This is a genomic window from Actinoplanes sp. NPDC004185, from assembly GCF_053603475.1.
This window is the reverse complement of sequence record NZ_JBSGFR010000001.1, coordinates 271,477-295,604: the sequence shown is the minus strand read 5'-3', so window position 1 is coordinate 295,604 and position 24,128 is coordinate 271,477. Positions and strand designations below refer to the sequence as shown.

27 protein-coding genes are annotated in these 24,128 nt (G+C 73.1%); 11 read left to right on the top strand and 16 right to left on the bottom strand.

Annotated elements, in window-relative coordinates; genetic code table 11:
• Positions 1-80 precede the first annotated feature (80 nt).
• From ACWEOZ_RS01320 to ACWEOZ_RS01285, 8 genes are all read right to left on the bottom strand, one after another.
• Positions 81-1,349, bottom strand: a complete 1,269-nt coding sequence (locus ACWEOZ_RS01320) for an FAD/NAD(P)-binding protein (RefSeq protein WP_451908778.1) — start codon at positions 1,347-1,349, stop codon at positions 81-83.
• Positions 1,350-2,147: 798 nt separating this feature from the next.
• On the bottom strand, positions 2,148-2,705 hold the full coding sequence (locus ACWEOZ_RS01315) for a winged helix-turn-helix domain-containing protein (protein ID WP_451908777.1): 558 nt from the start codon (positions 2,703-2,705) through the stop codon (positions 2,148-2,150).
• Between the two features lie 353 nt (positions 2,706-3,058).
• Positions 3,059-4,144: an LLM class flavin-dependent oxidoreductase gene (locus ACWEOZ_RS01310; RefSeq protein WP_451908776.1), complete on the bottom strand. Its 1,086-nt coding sequence runs from the start codon at positions 4,142-4,144 to the stop codon at positions 3,059-3,061.
• 14 nt (positions 4,145-4,158) lie between these two features.
• Complete coding sequence (locus ACWEOZ_RS01305; protein WP_451908775.1) at positions 4,159-4,581, bottom strand: cupin domain-containing protein; 423 nt, start codon at positions 4,579-4,581, stop codon at positions 4,159-4,161.
• Positions 4,578-6,782 carry a molybdopterin-dependent oxidoreductase gene (locus ACWEOZ_RS01300; RefSeq protein WP_451908774.1) on the bottom strand — a complete coding sequence of 735 codons (2,205 nt, stop codon included), beginning with the start codon at positions 6,780-6,782 and terminating at the stop codon, positions 4,578-4,580. The genes ACWEOZ_RS01305 and ACWEOZ_RS01300 overlap by 4 nt, the downstream gene beginning before the upstream one ends.
• Entirely contained in the window at positions 6,779-7,489 is a 711-nt protein-coding gene (locus ACWEOZ_RS01295; RefSeq protein WP_451908773.1) for an ABC transporter ATP-binding protein, read from the bottom strand. Before ACWEOZ_RS01295 ends, ACWEOZ_RS01300 begins: the two co-directional genes overlap by 4 nt.
• Positions 7,486-8,445: an aliphatic sulfonate ABC transporter substrate-binding protein gene (locus tag ACWEOZ_RS01290; protein WP_451908772.1), complete on the bottom strand. Its 960-nt coding sequence runs from the start codon at positions 8,443-8,445 to the stop codon at positions 7,486-7,488. Before ACWEOZ_RS01290 ends, ACWEOZ_RS01295 begins: the two co-directional genes overlap by 4 nt.
• Positions 8,442-9,293: an ABC transporter permease subunit gene (locus ACWEOZ_RS01285; protein ID WP_451908771.1), complete on the bottom strand. Its 852-nt coding sequence runs from the start codon at positions 9,291-9,293 to the stop codon at positions 8,442-8,444. The genes ACWEOZ_RS01290 and ACWEOZ_RS01285 overlap by 4 nt, the downstream gene beginning before the upstream one ends.
• Before the next feature lie 111 nt (positions 9,294-9,404).
• On the opposite strand from ACWEOZ_RS01285, the gene ACWEOZ_RS01280 reads away from it, so the two are divergent.
• From ACWEOZ_RS01280 to ACWEOZ_RS01255, 6 genes are read left to right on the top strand one after another with little or no spacing between them, the layout of a single operon-like run.
• Complete coding sequence (locus tag ACWEOZ_RS01280) at positions 9,405-10,568, top strand: acyl-CoA dehydrogenase family protein (protein WP_451908770.1); 1,164 nt, start codon at positions 9,405-9,407, stop codon at positions 10,566-10,568.
• Positions 10,568-11,668, top strand: a complete 1,101-nt coding sequence (locus ACWEOZ_RS01275) for an LLM class flavin-dependent oxidoreductase (RefSeq protein ID WP_451908769.1) — start codon at positions 10,568-10,570, stop codon at positions 11,666-11,668. Before ACWEOZ_RS01280 ends, ACWEOZ_RS01275 begins: the two co-directional genes overlap by 1 nt.
• Before the next feature lie 10 nt (positions 11,669-11,678).
• On the top strand, positions 11,679-12,194 hold the full coding sequence (locus ACWEOZ_RS01270; RefSeq protein ID WP_451908768.1) for a flavin reductase family protein: 516 nt from the start codon (positions 11,679-11,681) through the stop codon (positions 12,192-12,194).
• Entirely contained in the window at positions 12,195-13,256 is a 1,062-nt protein-coding gene (locus ACWEOZ_RS01265; protein WP_451908767.1) for an LLM class flavin-dependent oxidoreductase, read from the top strand. It begins immediately after the preceding gene.
• Positions 13,253-13,717 carry an NADPH-dependent FMN reductase gene (locus ACWEOZ_RS01260; RefSeq protein WP_451908766.1) on the top strand — a complete coding sequence of 155 codons (465 nt, stop codon included), beginning with the start codon at positions 13,253-13,255 and terminating at the stop codon, positions 13,715-13,717. Before ACWEOZ_RS01265 ends, ACWEOZ_RS01260 begins: the two co-directional genes overlap by 4 nt.
• A 28-nt stretch (positions 13,718-13,745) precedes the next feature.
• Positions 13,746-14,060, top strand: a complete 315-nt coding sequence (locus ACWEOZ_RS01255; protein WP_360823896.1) for a hypothetical protein — start codon at positions 13,746-13,748, stop codon at positions 14,058-14,060.
• Here the strand turns inward: ACWEOZ_RS01255 and ACWEOZ_RS01250 are convergent.
• A complete protein-coding gene (locus ACWEOZ_RS01250) occupies positions 14,035-14,751 on the bottom strand; it encodes a hypothetical protein (protein WP_451908765.1) in 717 nt (238 codons plus the stop codon). The two genes, ACWEOZ_RS01255 and ACWEOZ_RS01250, sit on opposite strands and share 26 nt — an antisense overlap.
• Entirely contained in the window at positions 14,748-15,176 is a 429-nt protein-coding gene (locus ACWEOZ_RS01245) for a hypothetical protein (protein ID WP_451908764.1), read from the bottom strand. Before ACWEOZ_RS01245 ends, ACWEOZ_RS01250 begins: the two co-directional genes overlap by 4 nt.
• Positions 15,177-15,248: 72 nt before the next feature.
• Here ACWEOZ_RS01245 and ACWEOZ_RS01240 point away from each other — a divergent pair, with 72 nt between their 5' ends.
• The 3 genes from ACWEOZ_RS01240 to ACWEOZ_RS01230 are packed head-to-tail and all read left to right on the top strand — an operon-like array spanning position 15,249 to position 16,841.
• Complete coding sequence (locus tag ACWEOZ_RS01240; RefSeq protein ID WP_451908763.1) at positions 15,249-15,917, top strand: DUF2238 domain-containing protein; 669 nt, start codon at positions 15,249-15,251, stop codon at positions 15,915-15,917.
• Positions 15,914-16,552, top strand: coding sequence for a LysE family translocator (locus tag ACWEOZ_RS01235; protein ID WP_451908762.1), 639 nt, complete (start codon positions 15,914-15,916; stop codon positions 16,550-16,552). Before ACWEOZ_RS01240 ends, ACWEOZ_RS01235 begins: the two co-directional genes overlap by 4 nt.
• A gap of 1 nt (position 16,553) precedes the next feature.
• Positions 16,554-16,841: a hypothetical protein gene (locus ACWEOZ_RS01230; protein WP_451908761.1), complete on the top strand. Its 288-nt coding sequence runs from the start codon at positions 16,554-16,556 to the stop codon at positions 16,839-16,841.
• Between the two features lie 68 nt (positions 16,842-16,909).
• Here the strand turns inward: ACWEOZ_RS01230 and ACWEOZ_RS01225 are convergent, their stop codons facing one another.
• Positions 16,910-19,297 carry a DUF4132 domain-containing protein gene (locus ACWEOZ_RS01225; RefSeq protein ID WP_451908760.1) on the bottom strand — a complete coding sequence of 796 codons (2,388 nt, stop codon included), beginning with the start codon at positions 19,295-19,297 and terminating at the stop codon, positions 16,910-16,912.
• Positions 19,297-19,689: a hypothetical protein gene (locus tag ACWEOZ_RS01220; protein WP_451908759.1), complete on the bottom strand. Its 393-nt coding sequence runs from the start codon at positions 19,687-19,689 to the stop codon at positions 19,297-19,299. The genes ACWEOZ_RS01225 and ACWEOZ_RS01220 overlap by 1 nt, the downstream gene beginning before the upstream one ends.
• Positions 19,690-19,790: 101 nt before the next feature.
• Here ACWEOZ_RS01220 and ACWEOZ_RS01215 point away from each other — a divergent pair, with 101 nt between their 5' ends.
• Positions 19,791-19,913, top strand: coding sequence for a ribosomal protein bL36 (locus ACWEOZ_RS01215; protein ID WP_015624451.1), 123 nt, complete (start codon positions 19,791-19,793; stop codon positions 19,911-19,913).
• A gap of 114 nt (positions 19,914-20,027) precedes the next feature.
• Positions 20,028-20,864 (top strand): alpha/beta fold hydrolase, encoded by an 837-nt coding sequence (locus ACWEOZ_RS01210; RefSeq protein ID WP_451908758.1) that lies wholly within the window; start codon positions 20,028-20,030, stop codon positions 20,862-20,864.
• Positions 20,865-20,905: 41 nt separating this feature from the next.
• Here ACWEOZ_RS01210 and ACWEOZ_RS01205 read toward each other — a convergent pair whose 3' ends face one another.
• From ACWEOZ_RS01205 to ACWEOZ_RS01190, 4 genes are all read right to left on the bottom strand, one after another.
• Positions 20,906-21,532 (bottom strand): response regulator, encoded by a 627-nt coding sequence (locus ACWEOZ_RS01205; protein ID WP_451908757.1) that lies wholly within the window; start codon positions 21,530-21,532, stop codon positions 20,906-20,908.
• Positions 21,529-22,686: a sensor histidine kinase gene (locus ACWEOZ_RS01200; RefSeq protein ID WP_451908756.1), complete on the bottom strand. Its 1,158-nt coding sequence runs from the start codon at positions 22,684-22,686 to the stop codon at positions 21,529-21,531. The genes ACWEOZ_RS01205 and ACWEOZ_RS01200 overlap by 4 nt, the downstream gene beginning before the upstream one ends.
• Positions 22,687-22,696: 10 nt before the next feature.
• Positions 22,697-23,125, bottom strand: coding sequence for an ABA4-like family protein (locus ACWEOZ_RS01195; RefSeq protein WP_451908755.1), 429 nt, complete (start codon positions 23,123-23,125; stop codon positions 22,697-22,699).
• Between the two features lie 85 nt (positions 23,126-23,210).
• Positions 23,211-24,092 carry a hypothetical protein gene (locus tag ACWEOZ_RS01190; RefSeq protein ID WP_451908754.1) on the bottom strand — a complete coding sequence of 294 codons (882 nt, stop codon included), beginning with the start codon at positions 24,090-24,092 and terminating at the stop codon, positions 23,211-23,213.
• Between the last annotated feature and the right edge of the window lie 36 nt (positions 24,093-24,128).

Sequence of the window (24,128 nt, the reverse complement as noted above, 5' to 3'; positions counted from 1 at the left end):
CGGCACTGAGCTGCGAAAACAGCCTCGTCATATCATCGGGCTATGCCCGTTTCGGGATGCCGCCAGGGCCGGCCGGCGAGCTACGCGGCGACCGGGAACGCGGCCGCGAGGCGCCTTCCGGCGCGCAGATCGGTGACCAGCCGCCGGGCCTGCGCCCGGATCTCCGGGACCGCGGTGGTCTCCCAGCGCGCGCCCCGGCGCAGCGGCCCGATGACCCAGAGCCGGTCGTGCGCCCGCCCGCCGGCCCCGACCAGCCGTCCCGCCTCGTCGATGTCCAGCCCGAGACCGTGCGGGCCCACCCGGGCCAGCCCGGCGGCCAGCAGACCACCGACCAGCGGGCCGGCCGCACCCGGGAGCCGCCCGGGACCGGCACAGTTGACCACCGCGGCGAAATCCGCCAGCCCCGGCCACGCCGCGACGCCACCGGCGCGGATCTCCAGCAGACCGGCGTTACGCAGCTCCACCACCCGGGCCGCGACCACCGGCGCCATCCGGTGCCGGTGACACTCCCACGGGCGGGCCAGGTGCCGCAGGAAGGCGTCCTGCTCGCCCGGCGTCAACGCGGTCCACAGCTGATCGAGCAGGGGCCGCAGACCGTCCACGACCGGTCGCCAGTCCCCCGCCTCCCCGGCGGCGGCGCGGACGGCGCGGACCACGTCGCGCAACGTGGCGCAGTCGTCGAGCGACGGCACGGCCGGCGGGATCGCGTCCGCGGTGTGCGTCAGCGGCAGCAGCCCCCGCCGGCTGACCGCGACCACGGGAGCGGTCCGGCGCCCGTCAGCGGTCAAGGTCAACGCCACGTCGACGGCGGTGAGCCCGGTGCCGATCAACAGCACCGGCCGGTCGGCGGGCAGCGCGTCGAGCACGCCGGGGCGCCAAGGATCGATCACATAGCAGGGATGGTCGATCTGCTGGCGGGCGGCGGCCGGGCCACCGGTGGCCAGCACCACGTGGTCGGCGTGGACCACACCGCCGTCGTCCAGCGCGACGGTGCCGTCCGGGGCCAGCGCCGCCACCCGGGCCCGGTGCACCCGGAGCCGGCCGGGATGGGCGCGGTCCGCCTCCTCGAGCACCGAGCGCAGGTAGCGCCCGTACTCGGCCCGGGGCCGGAAGGCCGCCGCGGTGGTGCCGGCCCAGCGGACGAAGTGGTCCGGGTCGTCCGGGTCGGCGCTCATCGCCCCGGCCCGCGAGTTCAGCAGATGCCACGGCCGGGCCGAGCCGTACGCGACCCCGCCGCCGGGCTCGCCGGGCTCGATCAGCACTACGTCGTCATCGCCGCCGCGCAACAGCTCGCGGGTCACCAGGACCCCCGAACACCCTCCACCGACCACTGCCACCACACGCCCCATGAGGCCCCCTATCTCCTATCAACACGATAGGCAAAACAGGTTTTGAGCGCCAGTGGCGCGCCGCAGCGGAACCGCTATGACGAGGACATCCGGGACAGAGGGGTCGCCGATACGCCCGATCTCAGCCGTCAGGACCGACAGAAACGCCGGCGCGGCGCACCCGAGGGGGCGCCGCGCCGACGGAGCCGAGGGGGTGCGCCGCGCAGGCAGAGCCGAGGGGATGCGCCGCGCAGGCAGAGCCGAGGGGATGCGCCGCGCAGGCAGAGCCGAAGGACGGACCGCGGCAGTCGTCGGCGATCAGGATGCGCGCGGCACCAGCCGATCGGAAGTCCAGGATCGGGCCAGGCCGGACGTCCGGGATCCCGAGGCCCACGTCGCCCACCGGGCGGAAGCCGCAGGCAGACCGGACCTAACGCCGCAGCCCAGCCCGGACGTCCCCGATTCCGAGACCCATGTCACCGACCGAGCAGAAGCCGCAAGCAGACCAGGCCGAACGCCGCCGACCAGGCCGGGGCCAAAGACCAACCGGGCCGGACGTCCGCGACCCCGAGCCCCACGTCGCCCACCGGGCGGAAGCAGAAAGCAGGCCAGGCCCGATGCCGCCGACCAGGCCGAGGCCAAAGACCAGCCAAGCCCGATGCCGCCGGCCAGGCCAAGGCCGATGACCCCACCATGCCTGACCCCCACCGACCGGGCCGAAAGCAAAGACCCCAACCAGGCACGACACCCCGAAGCCGAAGCCGCCCCAGAAGCCGCGCCCGCCACCACCGACCACGCGGAAGCCGACGCCGGAACAGCTCAGGCGTCGGCGATCGTGATGCGGGCGTCGTCGGCCAGCCGGTAGCCGACGCCGTAGACCGTGGTCACGATCTCCGGGTCGCCGAGCTTGGTGCGCAGCCGGCTCACGTGGACGTCCACCGTGCGGACCGTGGTGTGCGTGTGTCCCCAGACGTGCCCGAGGAGCTGGTTGCGGCTGAACACCTGGCGGGGGTGCCGGGACAGGAAGAGCAGCAGTTCGTACTCGAGGCGGCTCAGGTCGAGCCGACGACCGTCCTGGGCGACCGTGCGGGCGCGGGTGTCGAGCTGCAGGCCGGGGACGGCCTCGGCCAGGGTCGGCGGCATCCCGGCCGGCCCGAGGTCGATGTCCGCGCCGGGACCCGCGGCGGCGACCAGGTCCCGCAGGGCCGACAGGACCCGTTCGCTCTCCTCCGAGCCGGGCCTGCCCAGGGTGATCGTGACGGTGACCGAGGAGTCGGGGGTGACGATCGAGCGCAGCCGGGCGGCGCGCGGGCGGCCGGACCGGCGGACCGGGACGGGGCGGGCGAGAGGCAGATCGGCGACGGCGAGAACGGACATGATTGTGCCCCTTTGCGGAGGGTGTGGCGGCCGGCCGGGTCTCGGCCGGCGCCTGAACAATACTTTTCCCATGTGTGGGATAGATTTATAGACGCGGAACGGCGTCGAGGGATCATTCCTTCGGGCTACCGCGGCTCTCGCACCGCTCGGTCGCGGCGGGGCACAGGGATCGCCGGTGGATCAGTGAAGGCGACAGCGTGCGCTCGCGCACCGGAGGAGATCGATGGCGAGGCGGGACGTGAGTCTTACGTCGCGCAACTGCATGGTGACCATCCTTCACACTCGGCGGCGGCGGGTCAAAGCAAATCCAGGATGCGGGAGTATCCATTCAGTGATGGTCGGCACATTGCCATTCAGGCGGGCACCGGTAATGCGGCGGCGTCCCGTCGTGCTATTTCCGCGCGAACGGCGGGAATGAGCTCACGGCCGTAGTCGATCGCGTCGTCCAGCGGGTCGTAGCCGCGGATCAGGAAGGTCGTCACGCCGAGCTCGTGATAGTCGAGCAGGGCCCGGGCGACCGTGTCCGGCGTGCCGACCAGGGCGGTGGAGTTGCCCGCCGCGCCACTGGCCCGGGCGGTCGCCGTCCACAGTGCCCGGTCGTGCCGGTCCCGGGTCGCCGCCGCCGCGAGCAGCCGCTGCGAGCCCACGTTGGCCGGCCCTTGGCCGGCGTCGCCGAAGAAGCGGGACGGGCTGATCCGGTCCAGGATCGCGTGGGCCCGCGCCCAGGCGAGCTCCTCGGTCGCTCCGAGGATGGGCCGGAACGAGACCGAGAAGCGCGGCGCGGGCTGTCCCGCCACCGCGGCTGCGGCCCGTACGGCGGCGATCTGCTCGGCGATCAGGGCCAGCGGCTCACCCCAGAACATGTACGTCTGCGCGTGCTTCACGCCCGTCGCGTACGCGGCCGGCGACGAGCCCGAGAAGTACAGCGGGATGGTGCCGTGCACCGGCCGGACCTGCGAGACGAAGTCCTCGAAGCGGTAGAACCGGCCCTCGTGCGAGAACGGCGTGGTGGCCGTCCACGCCCGCCGCAGGATCGACAGGTACTCGTCGGTGCGGGCGTACCGGTCGTCCTTGGCCAGGTAGTCGCCGTCGCGGCGCTGTTCCGCGTCGTGGCCGCCGGTGATGATGTTGAGCGTCACCCGGCCGCCGGTGAAGTGGTCCAGGGTGGCGAAGGTGCGGGCGGCCAGCGTCGGGGCGACGAAGCCGGGCCGGTGCGCGACCATGAACCGCAGCGTCCCGGTGTGCGCCGCCGCGTACGCCGCCAGCTGCGCCCCGTCCGGGTACGCCGAGCTGTAGCCGATCAGCACCTGGTCGAAGCCGGAGTCCTCGTGCGCGCGGGCGATCCGGCCGGCGTAGCCGGGGTCGATGAACGGCACCGTGGCCGGGCTGCTCTCGGAGCCGTCCTGGGTGGCGATGAGACCGATGAATTCGACGGGCATGACGTCTCTCCCTCTCAGGAGCCGGGCTTGAGCGAGGGCAGGTTGACGACGATGGCCTCCTGCGTGGTCCGCGCGATCACCACGACCGCCTCGTTGTCGGGGTCCGGGTTCTCCTCGCGGTGCGGCACCCACGGCGGGACGAAGATGTAGTCGCCCGGCTTGGTCTCGATCCGCGTCTCGGCGCCCTCCTCGGCGGAGTAGAAGACGAAGACCGGGTTGCCGCGCACCACGTAGATCGCCGTCTCGGACTCGCCGTGGTGGTGGTTGTCGCTGGCCGTCGCCGCGGAGACGTGCGTCTCGCCCATCCACAGGTCCTTGCTGCCCACGGTCTTGCCGCTGATCGCCTCGACCCGGGTCATGCCCTGGGTCTGGGCGGTGTCGCCGGACAGCGCGACCGGCGCGACGTGGTGCAGTTTCTGGTGGAAGTCGTCGGTCACTGCTGCTCCAGGGGTGGGTCGTAGGCGCGGACCGGCGGTACCGGTCCGTCGTGGCGGGAGATCTCGACGCGGGTCTGCTGGCCGGTGCAGCCCTGCGCCAGCCGGGAGGTGCCCACGTCGCGGGTGAGCACGTTGGGGTTGCCGTGCACGCACGTCGCCACCTCGGGCGCGGAGGGATCGAACCAGGCTCCGGTGGAGAGCTGGGCGGCCCCGGGCGCGCACGCGTCGGACAGCCGCGCGCCGGCCAGCAGGCTGCCCACGTCGTTGTGGACCCGTACGACGTCGCCGTCGGCGATGCCCCGCGCGGCCGCGTCGGCGGGGTGCAACCGCAGCGGCTCGCGCCCGGCCACCTTGGCCTGCTGCGAGAACCCGCCCATGTCGAGCTGCGAGTGCAGGCGCGAGGCGGGCTGATTGCAGATCAGGACGATCGGGTACGGCGACGCGTCCGGCTCGTGGAACACGGGATGACCGGGGCACTCGGCATAGCCGAAACCGGCCACGGTCGCCGAGGAGAGCTCGATCCTGCCGCTCGGGGTGTCCAGCGGCCGCCCGTCCCGGAAGCCCGCGAACAGCACGGTGTCGGCGCGCCGGCCCGGCAGCTCGACCTCGCCGGCCGCCCAGAAGTCGTCGAAGCCCGGCAGATCCAGGTCGGCGCCCCAGTCCTCGTACAGGTGGCGCAGCCACTCGCCGCTGGTGCGCCCCTCGGTGAACGCCGCGCGGTAGCCCAGCCGCTGGGCCAGGTCGGCGAAGATGTCGTACTCGTCGCGTGCCTCGGCGTACGGCTCGTCGGCGCGCTGCATGGCGATCAGGTGGGTGTCGCCCCGACCGGCGCCCAGGTCGTCACGTTCCAGGGTGGTGGTGACCGGTAGCACCACGTCGGCGTGGCGCGCGGTCGCCGTCCAGTACGGCTCGTGCACGATCACCGTCTCCGGCCGGGCGAAGGCGCGGCGCAGCCGGCTCAGGTCCTGGTGGTGGTGGAACGGATTGCCGCCGGCCCAGTAGACGAGTTTCGTGTCCGGGTAGGCGTACCGGCCGCCGTCGTAGTCGAACTCCTCGCCGGGGTGCAGCAGCAGGTCGGCGATCCGGGCGCACGGGATGAAGTCCGGCACCGGGTTGCGGGCGCGCGGGAACGTCGGGAGCCCGTACGGCAGCTTGCCTCCACCCACTTCGCCGACCGAGCCGTAGCCGTGGCCGAAACCTCCACCGGGCAGCCCGATCTGTCCCAGCACCGCGGCTAGGGCGAGACCGGCCCAGAGCGGCTGCTCGCCGTGCCGGGTGCGCTGCAGCGACCAGCTGACCGTGATCAGCGTGCGGCCGGCGGCCATCCGGCGGGCCAGCGCGACGATCGCCGCCTCGTCCAGCCCGGAGATCTCCGCGGCCCAGGCCGGCGTCTTGTCTGCCACCTCGGCCAGGAACCGCCGTCCGCCGACCGTGTACCGGTCGAGGAACTCCAGGTCCGCGTGGCCGTCGGCGACGAGCTGGTGGGCCAGGGCGAACATCACCGCCACGTCGGTGCCGGGGCGGACGGCCAGCCAGTCGCCGGCCAGGTCGGCGGCGAGGTCGTCGCGCAGCGGTGACACCGAGGCGACCCGCAGCCCGCGGGCCGTGGCGGCGCGCAGGTGCTCGCGGAGATCGTGCGTGGCCCGGCCGCCGGGCGTGACGTAGCTGGTCGCGGCCCGGATGCCGCCGAAGGCGACCACCAGGTCGGTGTGCGCGGCGATCACCGGCCAGTCGGTGCCGCCCCGGATGATCGCGTGCGTGCCGCGGTGGCCGACCAGGTGCGGCAGGGCCACGTTGGATGCGGCGAAGCTGTAGTTGTCGCGTGCGTCGGTATAGCCGCCACCGAGGGCGAGGAAGCGGTGCAGCTGGGACTGCGCGTGGTGGGAGCGGCCGGCGCTGGCCCAGCCGTACGAGCCGCCGAAGATCGCGTTGTCGCCGTGCGCGCGGGCCCGGGTCAGCGCCTCGGCCACCCGGTCGAGGGCCGTGTCCCAGGAGACCTCCTCGAAGGAGTCGTAGCCACGACCGGCGCGCGGGCGGCGCAGCGCCGGGCGCGCGACCCGGGAGCCGTGCCGGTGCGCGCCCGTGATGTTGCCCAGCAGCGGCGTGGGGTCCGGATCTCCGGGACGCGGCGTGACGTCGAGGGTCGCGTCGGTCCCGGAGACCCGGAAGGCTCCCCAGTGCGAGCTGCCGGTGCTGCTCACTGCTCGACGACGCCCAGCTCGGCGAGCAGCTCGGTGCGCAGCGCGACGAACTCCGCGTGGCCCCGGGAGCGGGCCTGCGCCGACACCCGGTGGTCCGCGGCGATCCGGCCGTCGCGCATGGTCAGCACCCGGTCGGCCAGCAACACCGCCTCGTCGACGTCGTGCGTGACCAGCAGCACCGCCGGCCGGTGCCGGGAGATCAGGTCCCGGACCAGGCCGTGCATCCGGATCCGGGTGAGCGCGTCCAGCGCCGCGAACGGCTCGTCCAGCAGCAGCAGCTCGGGCTCGCGGACCAGGGCCCGGGCCAGGGCGACCCGCTGGGCCTCGCCGCCGGAGAGGGTGACCGGCCAGGCGTCGGCGTGGTCACCCAGGCCGACCTCCTCCAGCGCGGACTGGGCGCGGGACCGCGCCGTCGCCCGCGGCAGGTTCAGGGCCACGTTGCGCCAGACCTTCTCCCAGGGCAGGAGCCGGTGCTCCTGAAAGACCACGGTGGACGAGGACGGCACGACCAGGTCGCCGCCGTCGAGCCGGTCCAGGCCCGCGAGGGTACGCAGCAGCGTCGTCTTGCCGCACCCGCTCTTGCCGAGCAGGGCCACGAACTCGCCCCGGCGGATCTCGAGGTCGAGCTCGTGCAGGACGGTGCGGTCGCCGTACCGCCGGGTGACCGCGCGGGCCCGCACCGCGGGCGCGTCCACCGCCGTGGTCACAGCTTCACCGCGTGGTCCGCGATATTGATCTTGCCGCTGAGCACCTTCCGCTCGCTCAGCCAGTCGGCGCCGGCCTGCAGCTGGGCGATGCCGTCGTCGTTGATCAGGCTCCAGGTGGTCTGCACGTTGCCGGCCACGATCTTCTGCACCACGGCGTCGGGGTACTTGGAGACGGCGTTGCCGATCTTCTGCGCCTCGGCCTGGTTGGCGTTGACCCAGTCGGCCTCGGCCTTGTACGCGGCGATGACCTTGCGGATGGTGTCCGCCTCCTTCTTCGCGTAGTCCTCGCGCACCAGGTAGGTCCCGAAGTCGATCTGCTTGTCCAGCTCGTCGCCGTCGGTGAAGATGCGTTTGGCGCCGTACTGCACCTCGGCGAGCTCCATCGGCCCGGACCAGATGCTCCACGCGTCCACCTTGCCACTGCCGAAGGCGGGCGCGGCGTCCGGCGGGTTCAGATAGGTGAAGGTGACCGAGTCCCGCGGCACGTTGTACTTCTCCAGTGCGGCGACGAGCAGGAACTCGCCCAGACCGGCCTTGTTGACCGCGACGTTCTTGCCGGCCAGGTCGGCGACCTTGGTGATGCCGGAGTTCGGCAGGGCCAGGATCGACGACAACCGGGGCTTGGCGGTGGACCAGGCGACGAACTTGAGCTTGTTGCCGGACAGCAGCGCCTGGTCGGCCGGGGTGGAGCTGCCGCCGAAGCTGAAGTCGGCGGTGCCGGTGGCCACGGCCTGCAGGGTCGGGGCGTGGTTCGGGAAGGGACCGACCCACTCCACGTCGATGCCCTGGTCCTTGAGGGTCGTCTCGAACACACCGCGGGTCTTGGGCACCGAGATCGCGCCGTAGGTCAGCCGGACCTTCTTGCGGCCGTTGGCCTCCGCCGCGTTGTCGCCGCAAGCCGCGAGCACGGGTAGAGCGAGTGCGGCTCCCAGCAGTGAGCGGCGGGACAGTGTCACTTCTTACCTCCGGAGTAGTTCGGGTGCCAGGCCAGGAGACGGCGCTCCAGGGCCCGGGCGATGAGATCGGTGCTCAGGCCGATGAGCGCGTACAGGACGATGACCAGGACGATCACGTCGGTCTGGAGGAACTCGCGGGCGTTGGTGGCCATGAAGCCGATGCCGGCGGGCGCGCCGACGGTCTCGGCGATGACCAGGGCCAGCCACGCGTTGGTCAGCGCCAGCCGCACGCCCAGCAGGACGGACGGCAGCGCGCCGGGCAGGATCACCGTGCGGACCAGCCGGAGCCGGGGCAGGCCGATGACCCGGCCCATCTCCAGCAGCTTGGGGTCGACCTGGCGGATGCCGAGCACGGTGTTGAGGTAGATCGGGAACAGGGTGCCGAGCGCCACCAGGAAGTAGCGCCCGCTTTCGCCGACGCCGAACCACACCATGACCAGGGGCAGGATGGCCAGGAAGGGGATGGCCCGGACGATCTGGATGTTGCGGTCCACGATGGCCTCGGCGAGCCGGGAGAAGCCGGTCAGCACGCCGAGCACCAGGCCGATGCTGCCGCCGATGGCCAGGCCGATGGCGGCGCGCTTGAGGCTCTCCCACAGGTGGGTGGGCAGCTCGCCGGTCTCGGTCAGCCGCCAGGCGGTGGCCCCGACCGAGCTCGGGGCCGGCAGGACGTTGGGGGCGATGATCCCGGCCCGGGCCAGCAGCTCCCACGTGAGCAGCAGCAACAGCGGAACGGCCCAGGAGATCACCCGGTACGGCAGCCCTCTCCGGCGCGCCCCGCCGGGGGCCGGTGTGCTCGTGGTCGCCGCCGGTGGGCTGACCGGGGCGGCGATGGTGGGAGTGGACATGGCCGGAACTCTGACTCATCCAAGTTCTGCATGTCAACTGAACCCCATAGGTTTACTAGGATATGGGATCACCGTTGACACCCGCGCTGCAAGGAGGGCACGGTTGGGCCCATGCCCACCCCCGCTGCGGATGCCCAGGCTCTGCCGATGCCCCGCCTTTCCCATCTGGTGGACGTGACCACGGCCCTGGCTGCCCACGCCGAGCAGCACGACCGCACCGCCGACCTGCCGCACGCCGGCCTGGCCGTGGTGCACGAGGCCGGCCTGCTCACCCTCACCGTCGGCACCGAGCACGGCGGCCCGGGCGGTGGCCTGGCCGACACGGTGCGCGTCCTCACCGCCCTCGGCCGCGGCGACCCGTCGGTCGCCCTGATCAGCGCGATGACGCTCTTCGCGCACGCCGCTTCGGCCGCCTGGCCCGCCGGCCTCTACGCCGAGGTGCTGGCCGAGTCGGCGCGGCGGCCCACCCTGATCAACGCCCTGCGGGTCGAGCCGGACCTCGGCACCCCGGCCCGCGGCGGCCTGCCGGCCACCACCGCCCGGCGGACCACCGGCGGCTGGGAGCTCACCGGCCACAAGATCTTCTCCACCGGCGCGGTCGGGTTGCGCTGGATGCAGGTCTGGGCCCGGACCGACGAGGATCCGGTACGCACCGGAGCGTTCCTGGTCCGCACCGACTCCCCCGGCATCACCGTCGAACGCACCTGGGACCACCTGGGCCTGCGCGCCTCCCGCAGTGACGACGTGACCTTCGACCGGGTGCCCGTACCGCTCGGGGCGACGCTGGAGCTGGCCGAACCGGGAGCGCCCGGTGCGGACCCCGGCGGCCTGCGCGCCTGGAACGCCCTCGGCATCGCCGCCATCTACCTCGGGGTGGCCGCCGCAGCCGTCGACTGGCTCACCGGCTACCTGCGTGAACGCGTGCCCACCAACCTCGGGAAGCCGCTGGCCTCGCTCCCCCGCTTCCAGAGTGAGGTCGGTCTGATCTCCGCCCAGCTGCTCACCGCGACGACGCTGGTCGACACCCTGGCCCAGGCGATCGACCGCGGCGAGCCGGTGGACGCGGCCCGGCCGGGCCTGGCCAAGACCGTCGCCACCACCGCCGCCATCGAGGCCGTGCAGCGCGGTGTGGCTCTCATCGGCAACGCCGGGCTCAGCCGCCGGCACCCGCTCGAGCGCCATCTGCGCGACGTGCTCTGCGGGCGCATCCACACCCCGCAGGACGACGTCGTCCTCACCGCCGCCGGTCGCGCCCAGCTCGAGAGGAATTCCTGATGACCGTCGAGTTCGTCGGCATGATCGGCACCCGGGACGTGTCCGAGACCCGCGCGCCCAGCGGGCCACCGATCGACCCCGGGTACGTGCGGCGCTTCAGCCGGGCGCACGAGGACGGCGGCTTCGACCGGGTGCTGATCGGCTACGGCTCGTCCACGCCGGACGGGACGCAGGTCGCCGCGTACGCCGCCGCGCACACCGAACGCCTCGGGCTGCTCATCGCCCACCGGCCCGGCTTCGTCGCCCCGACCACCGCCGCGCGCACCTTCGCGACGCTGGACCAGCTCTCCGGCGGCCGGGTCGCCGTGCACACCATCACCGGCGGCTCGGACGCCGAGCAACGCCGCGACGGTGACTACCTGGGCAAGGACGACCGGTACGCCCGCACCGAGGAGTACCTGCGGATCCTGCGCCGGGCCTGGTCGTCGCCGGAGCCGTTCTCGCACGAGGGCCGGTTCTACCGCTTCGAGAACTTCTCGCTGCCGGCCCAGCCGGCGCACCGGATCCCGCTGTACTTCGGCGGTTCGTCGCCGGCGGCGTACCGCACCGGCGGGGCGGTCGCCGACGTCTTCGCCCTCTGGGGTGAGCCGCTGCGGGAGACCGCCGAGCAGATCGCCGCCGTGCAGGCCTCGGCCGCCGCGGCCGGGCGTGGCCCGCTGGGCATCAGCGTCTCGTTCCGGCCGATCCTGGCCGCGACCGACGAGCTGGCCTGGGAGCGGGCCGAGCGCATCCTGGCCACCATCACCGAGAGCAAGGGCGGCCGGGGTTCCTTCACCGGCGACAAGACCCGCGTGCTGGGCGGGCCACACCCCGAGAACGTCGGCTCGCAACGCCTGCTGGCCGCCGCGGCCAAGGGCGACCGGCACGACCGGGCACTGTGGACGGCCACCGCCCGGGCCAGCGGCGCCCAGGGCAACTCCACCGCCCTGGTCGGCTCGCCCGAGACCGTGGCCCGCGCCCTGCTGGACTACGTCGACCTCGGCGTCACCACGATCCTGATCCGCGGCTACGACCCCGTCGACGACGCGGTCGACTACGGCCGGCACCTCATTCCTCTCGTCAGACAGGAACTCGCCCACCGCTCCCTCGTCGCTGCTTAGGGGAACCACCATGACCGTCACCCCTCTCCACCAGGACCGTGCCGTGGACGCCGACCTCTTCCGGGCGCTGCTGCGCCGCCACGCCGCCGCCGTCGTCGTGATCACCGCGCCCGGTGAGCCCCCGGCCGGCTTCACCGCCACCTCCTTCACCTCCGTCTCGCTCGATCCCCCGCTGGTCTCGTTCTGCCTGGCCAAGACCGCCTCGGCGTGGCCGGCCGTGGAGTCGGCGAGCACCATCGCCGTGCACGTGCTGACCCTGGAGCAGGAGCACGTGGCCCGTACGTTCGCGACCCGCGGCATCGACCGCTTCGCCGCACACGGCGCCTGGCGGCCCGGGCCGGACGGGGTGCCGCTGCTCGACGGCGTGCTGGCGCGCATCGTGTGCCGGGTGACCCAGCGGGTCGAGGCCGGCGACCACACCATCGTGCTGGCCGCGCCGGAGCTGGGCGAGCACCACGAGGACACCACGGTCACCCCGCTCGTCTACCACGACGGCACGTACGCGCACCTCAAGCGGTCGGCGTAGATGCAGTTCCACTGGTTCCTGCCGACCGCCGGGGACAGCCACGGCATCACCAGCGGCGGGCAGGCGGCGGCCACCGTGACCACCGAACGCCCGCCCGAGCTGGGCTACCTGGCGCTGGTGGCCCGTGCGGCCGAGCGGCTCGGCTTCACCGGCGTGCTCACCCCGACCGGCACGTTCTGCGAGGACGCGTGGCTCACCACCGCCGCGCTGCTCACCGAGACGTCCACGCTGCGGTTCCTGGTCGCGTTCCGGCCCGGGCTGGTGTCGCCGACGCTGGCCGCCCAGATGGCCTCGACCTACCAGCGGATCTCCGGCGGACGGTTGATGCTCAACGTGGTCACCGGCGGGGAGTCCACCGAGCAGCGCCGCTTCGGCGACTGGCTCGACCACGACCAGCGGTACGCCCGGACCGCCGAGTTCGTCCAGGTGCTGCGGGGCGCCTGGTCGGGTGAGCCGTTCGACTTCACCGGCGAGCACTACCGGATCGAGGGCGCGACGACGCGGCAGCCGCCGGACCCCGCACCCCCGATCTTCTTCGGCGGGTCGTCACCGCCGGCGTTGCGGGTGGCCGCCGAGCACGTCGACACGTACCTGACCTGGGGTGAACCGCCGGACGCGGTGGCCGCCAAGCTGGCCGCGGTGCGCGCGCTGACCGACCGCCGCCTGACGTACGGGATCAGGCTGCACGTCATCACGAGAGACACCGCCGACGAGGCCTGGGCGGCGGCGCGCGCCCTGCTCGACCGGGTGCCGGAGGCTGCCGTCACCGCGGCCCGGGAGCGGTTCGCCCGTACCGAATCGGAGGGTCAGCGCCGGATGGCGCAGCTGGCCGGCGGCGACTCGCTCGAGGTCTCCCCCAACCTGTGGGCCGGCTTCGGCCTGGTCCGCCCGGGCGCGGGCACCGCGCTGGTCGGCAGCCACGCCGAGGTCGCCGAGCGGCTCTCCGAATATCACGCGCTCGGCATCGACCACGTCATCCTGTCCGGACAACCACACCTGGAGGAGGCCTACCGCTTCGGCGAGGGCGTCCTCCCCCTGCTGAAACTGGGAGCGAACGCATGAGCGGAATCGTCGTCGTCTCGGGTAACCCGCGGCCCGGGTCGCGCACCTCCGTGCTGGCCTCGGCCGTCGGGGAGGCGCTGGGTGGTGCCGCCGCCGTGGTGGAGGTCGGCGCGCTGGGCGCGGGCCTGCTGACTCCGGAAGACCCCGCCACGGCCGCCGCGGTGACGGCGATCCGCGAGGCCGAGGTGCTGGTGGTCGCCACGCCGACCTACAAGGGCAGCTACACCGGGGTGCTGAAGGTGCTGCTCGACCAGCTGCCCGCGAACGCGCTGGCCGGCAAGCGCGCCGTCCCGGTGGTGACCGCGGGCGTGGCCCCGCAAGCGGCGGCGGCCGCGGCTCTGCTGGCGCAGTTGCTCGCCGAGCTGGGCGCCGAGGTCGCGCCCGCGCTGCCGGTGGTCGAGGCGGACCTGCCCGAGTCGGCGACGATCGCGGAGAAGTACGCGGCGTTGCACGGCGGGTGATTGGCGGGGGCTTGTCACGATGATCCCCATGGAGATCCTCGTGACCGTCGCGCTCGTCGTGCTGCTGGTCGGCCTGATCCTGCTGGGCCTGGCCTCCTCGGCGAACTCCCGGCGGGAACAACTGCGGACGGCTGCCCGGCTCACCGCGATCGAGCAGAAGCTCGACGCGGTGGTCGGGCACCTCGGCATCACCGTCCGCGAGCGGGAGCTGCCCGAGGTGCTCCGGCTGATCTTCGCGGACCAGCGGGTGGCGGCGATCAAGGCCTACCGCGACGAGACCGGCGCCACCCTGCTGGAAGCCAAGAACGCGGTCGACGCTATGGCTGCCCGGCACGGGCGTTGACCCGACGCCGTTCCCGCAGCCTCGCGGCCCCGGCCAGCAGCCCCGCGGCGGCCATCGAGACGGCTCCCCAGAACAGCAGCGAGCCCACGGCGTCCCCGTCGAACCAGGCCCGGTAGGCCAGCACGGTCGCGACCGCGACCACGACGACGCCGGGCAGGCTCGCCAGCGCCCGGCCCCGCCGGGCCGGCCGGAGCAGTCCGAACACCGCGTCCGCCACCACCAGCAGCGCGGCCACCGCGCTCATGCCGAACGTGAACGACCGCACGTCGACCGGCACATCCGCGTCGTCGAGGCGGTAGACGATGAGCAGCAGAGCAACGCCCAGAGCCAGCGCCAGGACGGCGGCGGCGCCGAGGTCCCAGCTGCGCGGCAGCGGCCGCTCCCGGTCCTGGCGCTTGCGCGGGATGTGGTCCCAGGCCCGGTTGATGGCGAAACGGCTGGCCATCGCCCCGAAGACGCTCAGCGCGAGAAAGACGACGATCGGGGCGAACACCCCACGGGTCAGGTAGGCGATGATGCCGGCGACCAGGGCGGCCACCGGCAGGCCGGTGGCCGCGCCGACCAGCCAGCCGTTGCGGAAATCGGTACGGGCCACGGGCAGGTCCAGCGGGTGGACCAGCGGCTGGGTCTCAGGGTCGGGCAGGTCGACGAGCTCTTCCATGACGGTCGGTGCCTCTTCCGGGATGGTCACGGCAGCCTCCAGGGCGCGTGGTCGATGTAGGAGCTGGTGGGGTTGGGACGGGCGATGTCGTAGACCTTCTGCCGGGAGACGCCGAGCCGGGCGGCGACCGTGACCGCGCTGAAGTCGTCGAGCAGAGCCTCGACGGCGAGCGCCCGGACCGCGGAGGCCCGCGAGGTCAGGTGGGCGGTGAGGGCGCTGACCTCGGCCGCGATCAGCGCGACGGCGAGCGGACCGCCGAACGGCTTCGCCCAGTCGGGCGCGCCCCCGGCGGCCGCGGCGAAGATCTCGTCGCCACCGTCGGCCAGGGCCGAGCGGACCAGCTCCGGGGCCACCCCGGCCGACTCGAAACGCTCGCGGACCGGCGCACGGGTGTCGGGGGTACGGTGCGCCAGGACGACGTCCCAGCTGTTGTCACCCCCGGGTTTACGGTTCATGGACAGAGCATGTGTCACCCCGGGGGTGACTGTCAACCCTCCAGACTGGACGGGGCCGCCTAGAGTGCGGCTGTGCCCCCGTTCCCCCTCGCGTACCGGTGGACGCTGGGCGTCTTCCTGATCGTGGTCGCGGCCACCTGGTGGCGGCCGGAGCATCCGGTCGAGCAGGCCATGCACCACTCGCTCACCGTGCTCGGCCTGGCGGCGCTGCTGCTGGTGCAGCGCCGCCGCCCCTTGCCGTACGCGTCCTTCCTGCTGATCCTGATCTTCCTGGTGCTGCACTCGGTGGCGGCCCGGTGGATCTACTCGTTCGTTCCGTACGACGACTGGACGGAGGCGCTGTTCGGCGTACGCCTCAACGAGCTCTTCGGGTGGCAGCGCAACAATTTCGACCGGCTGGTGCACCTGTCGTACGGGCTCTGCTTCGGTCCGGTGCTGTTCGCCCGGTTCCGGGAGGCCGGACGCGGCATCCGCTGGTCGGCGCTGGTGGCCGTGGACGTGGTGCTGTCCACGAGCGCGGTGTACGAGCTGTTCGAGTGGGCCATCGCGATGACGCTCGCGCCCGGGGCGGCCGAGGCTTACAACGGCCAGCAGGGTGACATGTGGGACGCCCAGAAGGACATGACGCTGGCGACGGGCGGGGCGATCGTCGCGGTGGCGGTGGCCGGGCTGATCGCGTACCACCGATCGGGTTTTGGCTCTCGCCGGATCCCGCAGCCGGCGGCGACGCTGGACCGATGATCAGTCTCGCGTCCCTGCTCGGCGTCACGGCCGTCGCCCTCGGCATGGTGCTCACCCCGGGCCCGAACATGATGTACCTGGTCTCCCGCAGCATCACCCAGGGCCGGCGGGCCGGCATCGTCTCCCTCGGCGGCGTGGTGATCGGCTTCCTGATCTACCTGAGCGCCGCGAACCTCGGCCTCTCGGTGATCTTCGTGCACGTCCCGGAGGCCTACACGACCCTCAAACTGGCCGGCGCGGCCTACCTGGGCTGGCTCGCCGTCAAGGCGCTGCGCCCGGGCGGCACGTCCGTCTTCGCGCCGGGTGAGCTGCCGGTCGACTCGCCGCGGCGGCTGTTCACCATGGGCCTGCTCACGAACCTGCTCAACCCCAAGGCGGCGATCATGTACCTGTCGCTGATCCCGCAGTTCGTCCGCCCGGAGGCCGGGCACGTGCTGGCCCAGGGCTTCGTGCTCGGCGGCGTGCAGATCCTGGTCAGCCTGACGGTCAACCTGCTGATCGTGGCGGCGGCGGGCGGTATCGCGGTCTTCCTGGCCCGGCGGCCGGGCTGGCTGCGGATGCAGCGCTACCTGATGGGTACGGTGCTCGGCGCGCTCGCCGTGCACCTGGCCACGGACCGCGCCCGCCCGGCCTGACATGTCGTTCTGCTGGGATGTCTACGTGTGGCTGCGGGAGCCGGCGCCTGGGCTTCCGCAGGCGTTCGTCGACCACGGCGCGGTCGTGCTGGGGCTGAGCATCGACGACCCTGACAACTCCCCGGCCACGCGCCGCGAAGCACGGAAGCTGATCGGGCACCTGCGGCAGCAATTCGCCGCCTCGGCTGGGATCGCGGGCGTGGAGATGCCGCCGCCGGGCTCGCGGCACCAGTGGCACACGGACCACGCCCAGATCCGCGTCGGCACCATCCCGGACGACCCGGCCTGAGCCACCGGCTCCCACCAGCACCCGCACCACCACCGCTACTACCGCCGCCACCGCCACCGCCACCGCTACTACCGCCGCCACCGCCACCGCCACGCCCTCGTCGGGGTCGGGGTAGGCGTCGGCGGACCCTGACGTTGCTCAGGATCGTCCGGTTCGGGGCCGGCCGGCAGCTGCGGCACGATCGTGGGATCGGTGATCGTGTCGTCGGCGGCGAGCAGGATCGCCTTGGACAGGATCAAGGACAGCACCCGGTCGTCGTCGAAGGGCAGGTGGACCGCCGGCTTGCGCTTGTGGTCGGGGACGATGCACAGATAGGTGTCGTGAGGTTCGATCAAAATGGTGGCCGAGCCGAGGTGGATCCGGTACGTGCCACGGTTTCCGCGGACCCGGAGGTATCTCTCCGTCAGCTCGCAGCGCGACCCGATCGACAACCGCGGCAGGAGCCGGGCCAGCACGTCACGGCGTACCTCGGCCGAAGCGGTCAGAGCTCCGAAGCCGGCCGACTCGCGGTAGGTCCGGAAACGCTCCGTGCCCCGGTCCTGCCAGGCCTCGTCAGCCGCGATCGACGTCACGCCGACGAAGAGATCCACGTCGCGCATCGCCTCGCTGAACACTCGCACCGGCACCTCGGTCAACGGCGCGTCCTGCCACGCCTCACCGGCGCGGCGGGCGAAGCGCACCTCACCGATCGTGCAGTACGCCACCTCATGGTCCGCCTCCCCGGCCGCCTCGTGGGCCAGCAGCGCCCGCCACCCGCCGCCACCGAGCTCCTTCGCCGCTTCCGTGCGGTGACCCTGGTCCCACAGGCCGAGGTAGCTCGCCGCCCAGCCCCGGCTCCGCATCAGCGCGCCGGCCTGGCGGTAGCGCAGGATGTGCCCCGCGAAACGCCGCGACGAGGTCCGGCTCGATGCCTCCGCCGGCGTCAGCGGATAAATCTCCCGGAACGCCTGCTTGAACGGCTGCCGCACCTCGTCCTCTCCGAGGTGGTCACGCCAGCGCGTCACCTCTCCGGGCCCGGCCAGCACCGGATGCCAGAGCCGCACCTGCCCGCCCATCACCTCGAAGTCGTCGCCCGCCTCATCCACGAGCCGCCAGATCCCGCCGGCCGGACGACGCGGGATGCCGGCCCGCCACGACCTGCCGTCCACCGACGCCTGCCAGATCAGGCGCCCGGCCACAGCCCCCGTCACCGGATGAGCCAGGTAGCGCGCCACCCAATCAGCCCACCCCCAGGTGCGCTCCGTGGACAGCAGCGACTCGATCCGATCGCGCTCCGCGGCCAGCGTCTTGGTGATCTCCTTGACCAGCGTCCGAGCCGGCGTGACGTCCACATCGGCGGGCACTCGCTTGAGCGGCTTGCCGTCCCGCATGACCACCGATCGCGCCCTGCCGTCGACGACCTCCACGAGGACCGAGCCGGGCACCGGCCAGCGCTGCCCCTCCGCGTCCAGGCCGTGGTCGTCGATCCCGAGCTCCAGCGCCTCGCCGGCCGCCCAGCCGCGCCCCCTCTCGATCCGCTCGACCGCACCGCGAACCCGCGTCAGCAACGGCTTGCTCCGCACTGTCAGCGCCAGCCGCACCAGGGCCCGCACCGGCGCGTCACCCCCGCGATCCGCCAGGATCTCCACCGCGGCCGCCGCCGTCCGCGGCGCCCGCACGACCGGGGAGGCCGTGCCCGCCCGCACCGCCACCCGGGCCAGCAACGCAGTCGCTTCCTCCCCCGGATCCCTGGCGGCGAACCAGATCAGCCCCCGCACCAGCACATCGGTGTCCTCACCGACCGACCCCTGGTAGGCACAGAACCGCTCCAGCAGGGGATGGACGATGCCCGCCGCCCCGAGCAGGTCATCCGCCCGTCGCAGCCACCCCTTGGACGGCACCGGCTTGGCCAGCGACCCGGCGTGCCGCAGCACCGCACGCGTGCCGGCATCGGCCAGCAACGGCCCCAGCGACTCCTGCACCGCCGCGTCGAACACGTCGTCGGCCGGCAACACGTGACCGAGCCCGCCCGGATCGATCCGGTCGAGCACGGCGCCGTACGCCTGGGACAGCGAATGCCGCACCCGCACGGCCAGGTAGCTCGTCTTCACCGCATCGAGCACCGCTTCGAAGGCCGGGACGAGGTCACGCAGCTCCTCCGGTGGCAGCGCGGCACCGATGACGGCGGGCAGGCGCCACGGCGAGCCGTCGTCGCGTCCGGTCTCGCCGGCCAGCACCCGCAGGCTCCAGATCAGGTCGTCCCTCGTCCAGGGCACGTCATCCGTCGCGAGCGCGGCGATCACCTCGGCCGGGTGCACGAACGGGGCGTCGTCGCGGGCCGCCTCCCAGTGAAGGCGCAGACAGATCAGCCGGCGGTGGTCCGCGGGCAGCTCCGGGTCGGCGTCTGTCGTCCGCACCTCGTGCAGCCGAGGATCGGGGCCGACCACCGGGGTCAGGTCGAGCAGGACCGGCTCCATCAGCCGCCCACCAGCGGGACCAGGCGGATGAACGCGACCGTCGGATCCCCGCGCAGGTCGATGAGCTGGTCGAGGTCGTCGACCTGGTGCCGGCCGACGATCATCACGAAGCCGTTGCGGGTGAATGCCTGGCACGCCGCGTCGGCCTGCGCCGCCCAGTCGAGGCGCTGTCCCCTCCGTACCGTGAAACCGGCCGGTGTCTCGGCCGCCGCGACCGGCCGGACCAGGCCGCGGAAGACGTCGCCGGTCGTGGCATGGAAGCGGGCCACCTCCTCGCGGACCCGCAGGCGCAGCAGCTCGCGCGCGGTGATCTCGTCGGGCAGATCCGGCAGGATCCACTCGTCGATCGCCCGGCCCGCCATGGTCTCGTCGCGCACCATCACCTCGGCCACACCCGCTCCTCTCCGTCCGGCCCGGTCATCATGGCGGCAGCCTCCGACAGTTTCCGGAATGCCGGGGGGACCGGCGGCGTTACCAGGACCGAGGAGGCATCATGAAGGTCCGCAACTCGCTCCGGTCGCTCAAGAGCAAGCCGGGTTCGGTCGTCACCCGCCGGCGCGGCCGGATGGTCGTCATCAATCGCAAGAACCCCCGCTGGAACGGCCGTCAGGGCTGATCCCGCGATACCGTGACAAGGCACCAGGCCGGGGACCCGCCGCCACGGGTTCCCGGTCTTTTGCGTGTGAGAGATCACATCGCCGCCGGCGACCGTCCACCGGACACTGTCCCGATGGAACCTCGCGTGCATCCGGTGCCCTCCAGCGACGGTGTCACCCTGACCGTCGAGGAGTACGGCGAGCCCGGCCGCGCCGCCTCCGTGGTGTTCCTGCCCGCGCTCGGGGTGCCGGTGGCCTACTACGGCCCGCTGTTCCGCGCCTGGGCGGCCGCCGGTCGGCACGTCGTCGGGGTGGAGCTGCGCGGCATGCCGCGGAGCCCGGTCGCCGACCTGCGCCGCGACTCGTTCGGCTATGCCCATCTCGTCCGCCACGACCTGCCCGCGGTCTTCACCGACCCGGCCGTCGCCGGCGCGGCCAAGGTCGTGCTGGTCGGCCACAGCCTGGGCGGTCAGCTCGCGCTGCTGTCGGGCGCCGCCGGCACGGTACGCCCGGACGCCGTCGTCACCCTGGCCACGGGTACGAGCTCCCCGTTCGCCCGCAGCGGCCGGCTCGCCCGGGCCCAGCGCGCCGCCGGGGTCCGCTTCGTCGGCGCGGTGACCTGTTCGCTGGGCTACTGGCCGGGGCACCGGCTCGGCTTCGCGGGACGCCAGCCCCGCACGCTGATGTCCGACTGGGGTTACGAGGCCCGCTACGGCCGCTACCGCCTGCGCGGTGACCGCACCGACTACGAGGCCGCGCTGGCCGATCTCCCGGTGCCCGCGCTGCTCGTCGACATCGCCGGCGACCGGATGATCCCGCGCGCCGCCGTCGACCACCTGGCGGCCCGGCTCCCCTCCGACGTCGACCGGGCCACGATCGACGCGGTCCCGGACCACTTCCTGTGGGCCCGCCGCACCCCGGAGAAGGTCATCACCCGCGTCGAGAGCTGGCTCACCACCCGCGGCCTCTGAAGCGCCCGAGCGGGTCGCCGTCGGCCGAAAGCGGCCGGCGATCAGCCGCCGCGGGCGAAGAGCGCCAACCGCACCCGGTTGGGGCTGTCGGTCTTGGTCATCAGGCTGGTGATGTGGGTCTTCACCGTCGTCACGCCGATGTGCAGCCGGTCGGCGATCTCCGTGTTGGACAGCCCCTCGGCCACCAGCTCCAGCACATCCCGCTCCCGGGCGGTCAGCCCCGGGACCACCCGCGGCTGCTCCACCCGGGCCGCGACCGCCCGCCGCACCAGCCGTTGCAGCACGTCCTGGCTGAACGGGCTGTCCCCCGCGGCGGCCCGCCTGATCCCGTCCAGCAGCTCGACCGGCGGCGCGTCCTTCAGCAGAAAGCCACACGCCCCGGCGGTCAGCGCCGGATAGAGGTGGTCGTCGTCGCCGAAGGTGGTCAGCACGACGATCCGGGCGCCCGGGCGTTCCGCGAGGATGCGGCCGGTCGCCGTGATGCCGTCGACGCCCGGCATCCGCAGGTCCATGACGATCACGTCAGGGGCGAGCCGGGCGGCGAGCGTCACCGCGTCGCGGCCGTTCTCCGCCTCGCCCACCACCGTCAGGTCGGCCTCGGCGTCGCACAGCATCCGCAGGCCGGCCCGGATCAGCGGCTGGTCGTCGACCAGCAGGACGCGGATCACACCGGCTCCGTGGAGCGGCGCGCCGGCAGGACGGTCTCGACCCGCCAGCCGCCCGCCGCCGGTCCGGCCGTCAGCCGGCCGCCCAGCACCTCGACCCGTTCCCGCATCCCGGTCAGGCCGTGACCGCCACCGGACGGCAGCCCGGGCACCACACCGCCGCCGTCGTCGGTCACCGACCACAGCACGTCCCCGTCCGTCACCTCGACCCGCAGGCTCGCGCGGGCCGCCGGTCCGGCGTGCTTGGCCACGTTGGTCAGCGCCTCCTGGGTCAGCCGCAGCACGGCCAGGCCGCGGACCACGTCCAGCGAGCCGGCCTCCGGCGCGACGGTCGCGTCCACCGTCAGTCCCGCCCGCCGGGCCGTTTCGACCGCGGCTTCGAGGGCGGCCGGCAATGCGCCGGGCTCGATCGCGGTGAGCGCCGCATCCGTACGCCGGGACGGGTCCCGCAGCACCCCGACCAGCTGCCGCAGATCGGCCAGCGCGGCGGTACCGGTGCTGTGCACGTCGTCGAACACCTCCGTCACCCGCGGGTCCACGTCCGGCAGCACGTGCCGGGCCACGCCCACCCGCAGCACCATCGACGCGACGTGGTGGGCGACCACGTCGTGCAACTCGCGGGCGATCGCCGAGCGTTCGTCCGCCCGGGCCGCACGGCTCTCCGACTCGGCTCGGCGCCGGGCCTGCACGCCCAGCTCACGGGTGGTCCGGATGACCAGGCCGAGCAGCACCGGCACGCCGATCACGATGAACAGTCCGAAGACCAGCCCGGTGATCTGCGACGGGTCCCGGCCCAGGGTGAAGGCCGCATAGACCGCCGCGACCAGGCCCGCGCACGACCAGAGGATGCGCGGCCGGGGCGCCCACAGCGCCACTTCGAGCAGCAGCCAGCTGGTGCCGACCTGGTTGATCGTCGTGTCGTCGATGAGCCAGAACGCCACGACCAGCAGGGCGGTCTGGGCCAGCAGGCCGGGCAGCTGCCGGCGGTGCAGGAGCAGGGCGAGGGCGAACGCGGCCACGGCGAGCAGCCATTGCGTCCGGGTGGGGGCCGGGCCGGCCTGGGTGCCGAAGAGCAGGTAGCTCAGGCCGCTCAGGTCCAGCAGCACCATCCGGACGAACGTGTCCCGCGCGTCGAAGAGCCGTGCCACCCATCCCACGAGGACCACCCTAGGCGCTCTCGGCGGGACGGTAGCGGGCCCGTACCAGCAGGTAGACCAGCAGGCCGAGCGGGCCGAGCAGGATCGTGAGCAGCAGCACCGGCGACATGATCAGCGCGGGGACGCCGCGGGTCCGGCTGTCGAGCCATGCCCAGCGTCCGACGAAGAGGTCGAAGGCCAGCATGTGCGCCCAGGCCGCGGCCGCGCCGTCGGCCGTGCCGAGCAGTTCCCGGACGCCGCCGAGGGTCGGCGAGGCGACGGCCGGCAGCACCTCGCCGAAGGCCGGGATGACCAGCAGTGCGTAGATCACCACGACCGGCAGCACGATCAGTGGCGACGCGATGATCCGCCGGGTCCAGGACCAGCCGGGCAGCAGGATCATGAGCGCCCAGAACGGCGCGGCGACCGCGAACGTCAACCCGAACAAAGCCCCGGTCATGCTGACCCTCCCCTTGGTGTGCCCTTCCCGCCCTCGCCTGCCATGCCGTCGCCCGCCGCGGCCAGGTGCCGCTCGGTGCAGGCGGTCATGCCGCCAGCTCCAGAGCCGGTTGCCGGCGACGCGCCACCACGGCGACCGTGGCGGTCGCGGTCGCGGCGGCCAGGGCGGCCCAGGCGGTCAGGGTCGGGGCGTCGGGCTGCAGCAGCGGCTGGCCGCGCAGGGCCTGCCAGGTCAGCAGGGCGGTGAGGATGCCGTACGCGACGCCGCCGACCGCCAGCAGCCGGATCCGGGCGAGCTCGTCGAGCCGGTTGCCGAGCAGCAGGGCGAGCAGCGGCAGCGCCTGCAACGCGTGCAGCCCGACGAAGTGGCCGATCCGCAGGTCGCCGCCGGTGGTGCTCCAGCCGACCACCGGCAGTCCCGGTCCGCCGTCGCTCACGCCGACACTGTGCCCCATCTGGGCGGGCTGCACCATCGGGATCGCCGCCACCAGGCCGAGCAGGGACAGTCCCAGGCCCCAGCGGACGGCGTGCGCGGACACCCGGTCGGCGATCCGCTGCCGGAGCACCACGGCACCGATCACGAAGTGCGCGATGAACAGCACCATGATCGCGGTGCCCATGACCTGCCAGAGTGCGGAGTTCAGCGCGGAGGTCTCGTTGTAGTGACTGGTCTGCCCGCGCAGCACCTGGGTCACGATCACGACCATCTCGGCCACGGACATGGCGACCACCACGGTGGCCGCCCGTTCGGCGAGGCGGCTGCGCCGCGGGAGCAGGGAGAGCATCCAGGCCAGGGTGGCGGTGTAGAGGACGAAGGACACCGCGAACTTGAACGGCTTGAGCCAGATCGGCGCGCCGGTCAGGACGCGCGGGTCGGCGAAGGTGCCGACCGCCGCGACGAGGGCCAGGACGGCCATCGTGGCGGCGAAGATCATCAGCGGGCGGTGCCAGCGCAGCACGTTTGTCATGCCCTTGATGCTTTCGGTGCCGGCGCGTGGTTTCGC

Excerpts from the sequence above, each read along its gene's own strand:
- ACWEOZ_RS01320 (WP_451908778.1), bottom strand. The coding sequence starts at position 1,349 with ATGGGGCGTGTGGTGGCAGTGGTCGGTGGAGGGTGTTCGGGGGTCCTG.
- ACWEOZ_RS01315 (WP_451908777.1), bottom strand. The coding sequence starts at position 2,705 with ATGTCCGTTCTCGCCGTCGCCGATCTGCCTCTCGCCCGCCCCGTCCCG.
- ACWEOZ_RS01310 (WP_451908776.1), bottom strand. The coding sequence starts at position 4,144 with ATGCCCGTCGAATTCATCGGTCTCATCGCCACCCAGGACGGCTCCGAG.
- ACWEOZ_RS01285 (WP_451908771.1), bottom strand. The coding sequence starts at position 9,293 with ATGTCCACTCCCACCATCGCCGCCCCGGTCAGCCCACCGGCGGCGACC.
- ACWEOZ_RS01280 (WP_451908770.1), top strand. The coding sequence starts at position 9,405 with ATGCCCACCCCCGCTGCGGATGCCCAGGCTCTGCCGATGCCCCGCCTT.
- ACWEOZ_RS01275 (WP_451908769.1), top strand. The coding sequence starts at position 10,568 with ATGACCGTCGAGTTCGTCGGCATGATCGGCACCCGGGACGTGTCCGAG.
- ACWEOZ_RS01270 (WP_451908768.1), top strand. The coding sequence starts at position 11,679 with ATGACCGTCACCCCTCTCCACCAGGACCGTGCCGTGGACGCCGACCTC.
- ACWEOZ_RS01265 (WP_451908767.1), top strand. The coding sequence starts at position 12,195 with ATGCAGTTCCACTGGTTCCTGCCGACCGCCGGGGACAGCCACGGCATC.
- ACWEOZ_RS01260 (WP_451908766.1), top strand. The coding sequence starts at position 13,253 with ATGAGCGGAATCGTCGTCGTCTCGGGTAACCCGCGGCCCGGGTCGCGC.
- ACWEOZ_RS01255 (WP_360823896.1), top strand. The coding sequence starts at position 13,746 with ATGGAGATCCTCGTGACCGTCGCGCTCGTCGTGCTGCTGGTCGGCCTG.
- ACWEOZ_RS01245 (WP_451908764.1), bottom strand. The coding sequence starts at position 15,176 with ATGAACCGTAAACCCGGGGGTGACAACAGCTGGGACGTCGTCCTGGCG.
- ACWEOZ_RS01235 (WP_451908762.1), top strand. The coding sequence starts at position 15,914 with ATGATCAGTCTCGCGTCCCTGCTCGGCGTCACGGCCGTCGCCCTCGGC.
- ACWEOZ_RS01230 (WP_451908761.1), top strand. The coding sequence starts at position 16,554 with ATGTCGTTCTGCTGGGATGTCTACGTGTGGCTGCGGGAGCCGGCGCCT.
- ACWEOZ_RS01225 (WP_451908760.1), bottom strand. The coding sequence starts at position 19,297 with ATGGAGCCGGTCCTGCTCGACCTGACCCCGGTGGTCGGCCCCGATCCT.
- ACWEOZ_RS01215 (WP_015624451.1), top strand. The coding sequence starts at position 19,791 with ATGAAGGTCCGCAACTCGCTCCGGTCGCTCAAGAGCAAGCCGGGTTCG.
- ACWEOZ_RS01210 (WP_451908758.1), top strand. The coding sequence starts at position 20,028 with ATGGAACCTCGCGTGCATCCGGTGCCCTCCAGCGACGGTGTCACCCTG.
- ACWEOZ_RS01195 (WP_451908755.1), bottom strand. The coding sequence starts at position 23,125 with ATGACCGGGGCTTTGTTCGGGTTGACGTTCGCGGTCGCCGCGCCGTTC.
- ACWEOZ_RS01190 (WP_451908754.1), bottom strand. The coding sequence starts at position 24,092 with ATGACAAACGTGCTGCGCTGGCACCGCCCGCTGATGATCTTCGCCGCC.